This window comes from Microbacterium sp. Bi128 (assembly GCF_918698205.1).
Genome location: NZ_CAKKMM010000308.1, coordinates 1 through 4,938 on the forward strand (window position 1 = coordinate 1; position 4,938 = coordinate 4,938).

Below are 4,938 nucleotides of genomic sequence, written 5' to 3' on the forward strand. Positions count from 1 at the left end.
TGCCGGTAGTGCCCGATGGATGCCGCGTTCCCGGCATCCTTCAACAGGCGCTGTCGACGCACGACCTCGCCCTGGATGCTCGCGCGGGCGCGCTCGGTCAGCTGGGGGTCGTCGGCGAGGTTGTCGATGATGCCCGCGACGTGCGGCAGACGGGCGAACGGGGCGAACGCCGCACCGCCCTTGTAGTCGACGAGGATCATGCTGAGGTCGTCCGGCGCGTGCGTCAGCGCCAGGCCTAGGATGAGCGTGCGCAGCAGCTCGCTCTTCCCCGAACCGGTCGCGCCGATGCAGATGCCGTGCGGGCCCATGCCGAGCTGCGCCGACTCCTTGAGGTCGAGCAGCACGGGGCCGCCGCGGTCGTCGACGCCGATCGGCACGCGCAAGAATTCCGCTGCACTGCGCGTGCGCCACGCGGCGGAGGTGTCGATGGCATCCACGTCGCCGACACCGAGCAGTTGCGTGACATCGGGCGCGAGCGCCGTGCCGGCGTCTTCCGCCGAGGTGCGCGTGAGGCGCAGGCCTGCGAGCGGGCGAGCGACGATCTCGAGCGCCGCGGGGGTGACGGGATCGACCCGGATGCCACTGACCGCCGCCTCACCCGACGACGGGGTCTCGATGGTCGCCGTGCCGCCCTCGACCGTGACGCGGACGGCGACGGTCGTCGGTTCCTTCAGGCGGTCATCGACGAGGTGCACGACCGTCACTCCGAGGGCGGTGAGGTCGAGAGCGGCATCCAGGCGGGGAACGGGAGAAGCGGCGTGATCGGCTTCGTCGACGAAGATCACCAGGCGCCCGGGCTTCGTGCGCCGGCCCGCACGGCGCGAAGCGGCGGCGGTCGCGACGCGGTCGCGCAGCTCGTCGCGCAGCAGCGACAGCAGTTCGGGCAGGCTCGGCGCCACCCGACGGGCGGTGACGGCTCCGGCGGGCGGGGTGTCGCCCGACAGGTGGGGCAGCAGGTCGAGCCCGTGCCAGTCGTCGCGCTGTGCGGGGGCGATGGCGGCCGCGATGTGCACGTCGTCGGGGGAGTGGAACGCCGCGATCTGGGCGGCCATCGCCCGCGCGACGCGCAGCGTGTCGTTCCGCGCGCCGACGAGCGAGACCTGGCCGCCGCGTTCGAGGTCGACGGTGGCGGGCATGCCCTGCGAGATACCGGCCAGGCGCACCATGCGCTCGGCCGATTCGCGCATCACCGGGTCGAACGGCTGCACCGGGTTCTGCTCGGGGGGCAGGGCCACCTCGACCGCGCGCAGGTCGCCGGTGCCGATGCGCACGCGCAGGAAGTCGGCATCGCCGGGGCGCCGCTCCCACCGCCGTGCCGGGTCGGCCGCGATCTCGACGAGGGTGCCGGGGGAGGGGTGCAGCGCGAGGGCGGCGCTGCGCTGCGCGTCGGCGGTCTCGCGGACGCTCTCGCGCGTCTCCTCGAGGTAGTCGAGGTACCGCTCGCGCTGGACGCGGCGCTGGCGGGCGGCGTTGCCGCGCTGCGTGAGCGCCATGCCGAGGCCACCGACGAGGGCGACGACGAGGATGACGGCACCGACCACGACCATGATCGGGTTGTTGCGCAGCAGCACGATCATCGTGATCGACGACAGGCTGCCCACGATCGGCAGCAGCGACTGGAGGGGGAACCCGGTCGCGCCCTCGCCGATCGGCGGCGGGGGCGCCAGGATGATCTCGGGCGCCGGCTCGACGGCCTCGCTGATGCGGGCGGGGCGGTGGACGATGCGGACGGTCATGCGCCCCTCCCCGACGCGGCGACGAGCGCCGCCGCGAGCTTCACGACGGCCAGGTGCGTGGTCGAACGGCGGGCGCGGCCGTTCGCCGCGAGACCCGGATCGAACGGCACCGCGACGACGGGGTGGTCGGCTCCGGTCGCCAGGGCGCGCGCGACGCCGTCGCCCTCGCGCGCGTGGTCGACGAGTGCGAGCGCGACGGACGGCGTCTCGGGGAGCCCGGCGACCGCCTCCACCACCGAGCGGGCATGCTCGGCCGGTGACCGGCGTCCGTCGCTGACGAGGCACACGACGTCGCACAGTGCGGCGCACGTGGCGAGGTCGGCGAGCGGATGCCGCGCGCCGAAGTCCGTGACCGACACATCGAAGAAGCGGGCGATGGGCGCTGCCTCGCCGAGCCACGCGCCCACGGCGTCGTCGGTCTCGCGCGGGCGCAGCGCCACGACGCCGTCGCGGACCTCGAGTCCGCTCAACGCCTCCGCCGTGGTCCGGGCGACGGCGCGGGTCTCGTCGGGGGCGACGGGCTCGACGCCGAGGCGTGCGGCCAGCCCCGTCGGGGCGGTCGAGACGTCGACGGCCAGCACGGGTTCGCTTCGCCGTGCCGCCACGGCGCGCACGAGCTGGTGGGCGACGGTGCTCGTGCCCGCGCCGGGCGACAGCGACAGCACTCCGATGCGACGCGTCGTGGACAGGCCGCCGCGGATCGCGGCATCCGCTGTGGTCAGTTCGACGCGTCCGTTCGCGCCGCTGCCGAACACCGCGGTCGATAGTGCGCGCAGGTCGAGCACGGTCACGACCGGCCGCCGAACATGCCGAGCAGTTCGGCGTAGATACCCAGGGCTCCGACGAGCAGCGGGATCAGCGACACCACGGCGAGCGTCTCGACGACGTTGCCGAGTCCGCGCAGACGCGCCCGCACGTGCGGGCGGGGCCGCACGAGCACCATCGTCGCGACGAGGGTGGCCAGCACGACGGCCGCGCCCGCGCCGATCCACCCGAGACCGCCCGCGAGCAGCACCGAGAGTCCGGCCGCGGCGATCACGCCGGCGGCGGCCCACAGCAGCCAGCCCTGCCAGCGCAGCGGGAATGCGCGGGTGCGGAGAGCCGCGACGAGGAAGAGCGCCAGCGCGAGCAGCTCGGTCCAGATCGTGCCCGACAGGGCGAGGACGACACCGGTCACACCCAGAACGGATGCCACGGCCCCCACGCTCCACGTCAGAGCCGCGTAGGCCTCGTCGATCGCGGCGAAGGCCCGGGGTCGGGCGGGCGGCGCGCTGTCGGCGGCACGCTGGTCGAGGTCGGTCAGCCCCGCTGCGGACAGCGCGATCCAGGGCAGCGGCCCGGTGGCGAACGCGGCGACGACGCCGGTCACGGCCGAGGCCGAGACGGCATCCACTCCCGCCAGCAGAAGGCCGAGGAGCAGCGACGAAAGAACGGCGCCCAGGGCCCCACCCGAGGCGGCACCCCGACGACGATGGGCCACGCCCACGCCGAGGAGGGCCACGGTGAACCCGGTGGCCAGTGCGGCGGAGATCCCGGCGAGCGGCGCCGTCCCCGCGGCCGGTCCGGATGCCACCGCGGCCGCGGTCGCACTCCCCACCGGCAACGCCAGACCCGCGGCGGCCGCGGACACGCACGTCGACAGGCGGCGGAGTCCGCCGAGCCCGAGGCCCGTGGCGATCGCGGCGAGGACGAGGGACGTGGCGAGCAGGGCGAAGGCGGCGAGCGTCGTCGACGACCACGGCGACAGCCATCCGGCGACGGCGAACGCGGCGGCGATGCCCGCACCGCCGGCGACGGTGCGCGACCGCTCGTCCCAGCGGTCGGGTCGGGCGTCGTGCGCGTCGGCGGCGGCATCGGTGACGTCGATCACGACGGGCGGCGGGGGTGCGGCATCCAGACGGACCAGGCGCACGAGAGTGCCGTCGGGCAGGTCGAGCTGCTGCGGGGTGAGGGCGATGTCGATCTGCTCGCCGTCGGGGGCGATGACCGCGAGCGGGCGGGCGACCGTGCCGGCGGTCTCGCCGAGCAGGTCGAGCAGACGCGGCAGGGCGGCGCCCACGGGCTCGCCGCTCGGGACCACGACCTCGGCGCGGCGTTCGGAGCCCGCGACGGTCAGACGGGTGTAGATGCTCACGGCGTTACGGCTCCGGTGGGGGTCTGGACGGTCGAGGTCGCCTGCTGGGCGCGCTCGGTCAGCAATTGCGAGACGAACGAGACGCCGACGCACGCGGCGCACGCGATCGCGGCGACGATGATCGATCCCATCAACCGCTTCATGTGGTCGTTGACCGTGCGGCGTTCGCCGATGTGGCCGTAGACGAGGGCGGCGCCCAGGCGCATGCGCTGGATCTTCGCCTGCTCGATGAGGACGGTGTCGCGCTGGTCGGGCATCAGCGGGTCCTTTCCGGCTCGCGCAGCAGATCGCGGACGGGCGGCGCGAGCCCTAGCAGCTCGCCGAGGCGTTCGGGGTCGAGCGTCGCGAGGACGTCGTTCAGGCGGTTCCAGCCGCCGCCGTCGACCGAGCCGAGGGGCAGCAAGACGCCCGGGAGCCGCGGGCTGCCGACGGTCGTGCCGCCGACCTCGTCGATCCACCGCTTCGCATCGATGCCCAGGGCGCGGATGCCGACGGGGCCGATGAGCAGCGCGAGGGGTTCGGGCTGGGGGGATGCCGTGGCCCGGCGCGCCAGGTCCGGCGCTCCGATCGCGGCGAAGGAGATGCCGATGAGCGGGAGGCCGACGGTCGCGGCGCGGGCCAGAAGCTCGCGCGCCTCCGCGGTAGCGGTCTGGCCGCTCTCGCGCCCGACACCCGGCACGGCGGCCCACACGCGCGTCGTCTCTTCCAGACCCTCGCTCGTGCGGCCGACCTGCACGGTTGCGAGCGCGGCCCGGTCGCCTCCGCCGACCGCGACCCAGTGACTGTCGAGCGGGATCCGCCGTCGCGACCTCTCGGTGAGGTCGTCGCGGTCCCACGGCGCGAGGAGCGGCTCGACCGCGCCCCAGGCCGTCGGCTCGGCACCGGTGAACAGCGCGACCGCGGCCTCGGCGACGCCCCCGAGCCGCACCGGACGCGTGACCCTGTGCCGCGTCGAGATCGTCGCCACGACCTGCAGAGTGGATGCCACCTGCGCGCGCACGAAGAGGGGGTGCACGTTCTCGGGGCTCGGCGAGTCAGCAGCGAGGGCCTCCGCGGGAGCATCGAGAC

The 4,938-nt window shown here is 74.8% G+C and carries 5 protein-coding genes; all 5 read right to left on the reverse strand.

Annotation, left to right across the window (positions count from 1 at the left end; all coding sequences use genetic code 11):
• Window positions 1-1,736 (reverse strand): FtsK/SpoIIIE domain-containing protein (locus LQV45_RS17740; protein ID WP_253074573.1); only part of this gene is annotated, 1,736 nt, incomplete at its 3' end.
• The gene (locus LQV45_RS17745) at window positions 1,733-2,527 is read right to left on the reverse strand and encodes a hypothetical protein (RefSeq protein WP_230008153.1); all 795 of its coding nucleotides are present in this window, start codon (window positions 2,525-2,527) and stop codon (window positions 1,733-1,735) included. The genes LQV45_RS17740 and LQV45_RS17745, both read right to left, overlap by 4 nt.
• Window positions 2,524-3,870 carry an EsaB/YukD family protein gene (locus LQV45_RS17750; protein WP_230008154.1) on the reverse strand — a complete coding sequence of 449 codons (1,347 nt, stop codon included), beginning with the start codon at window positions 3,868-3,870 and terminating at the stop codon, window positions 2,524-2,526. The genes LQV45_RS17745 and LQV45_RS17750 overlap by 4 nt, the downstream gene beginning before the upstream one ends.
• Window positions 3,867-4,127 (reverse strand): hypothetical protein, encoded by a 261-nt coding sequence (locus tag LQV45_RS17755; protein WP_138177080.1) that lies wholly within the window; start codon window positions 4,125-4,127, stop codon window positions 3,867-3,869. The genes LQV45_RS17750 and LQV45_RS17755 overlap by 4 nt, the downstream gene beginning before the upstream one ends.
• A partial coding sequence (locus LQV45_RS17760; RefSeq protein ID WP_230008155.1) for a DUF6177 family protein occupies window positions 4,127-4,938 on the reverse strand: 812 nt, incomplete at its 5' end. The genes LQV45_RS17755 and LQV45_RS17760, both read right to left, overlap by 1 nt.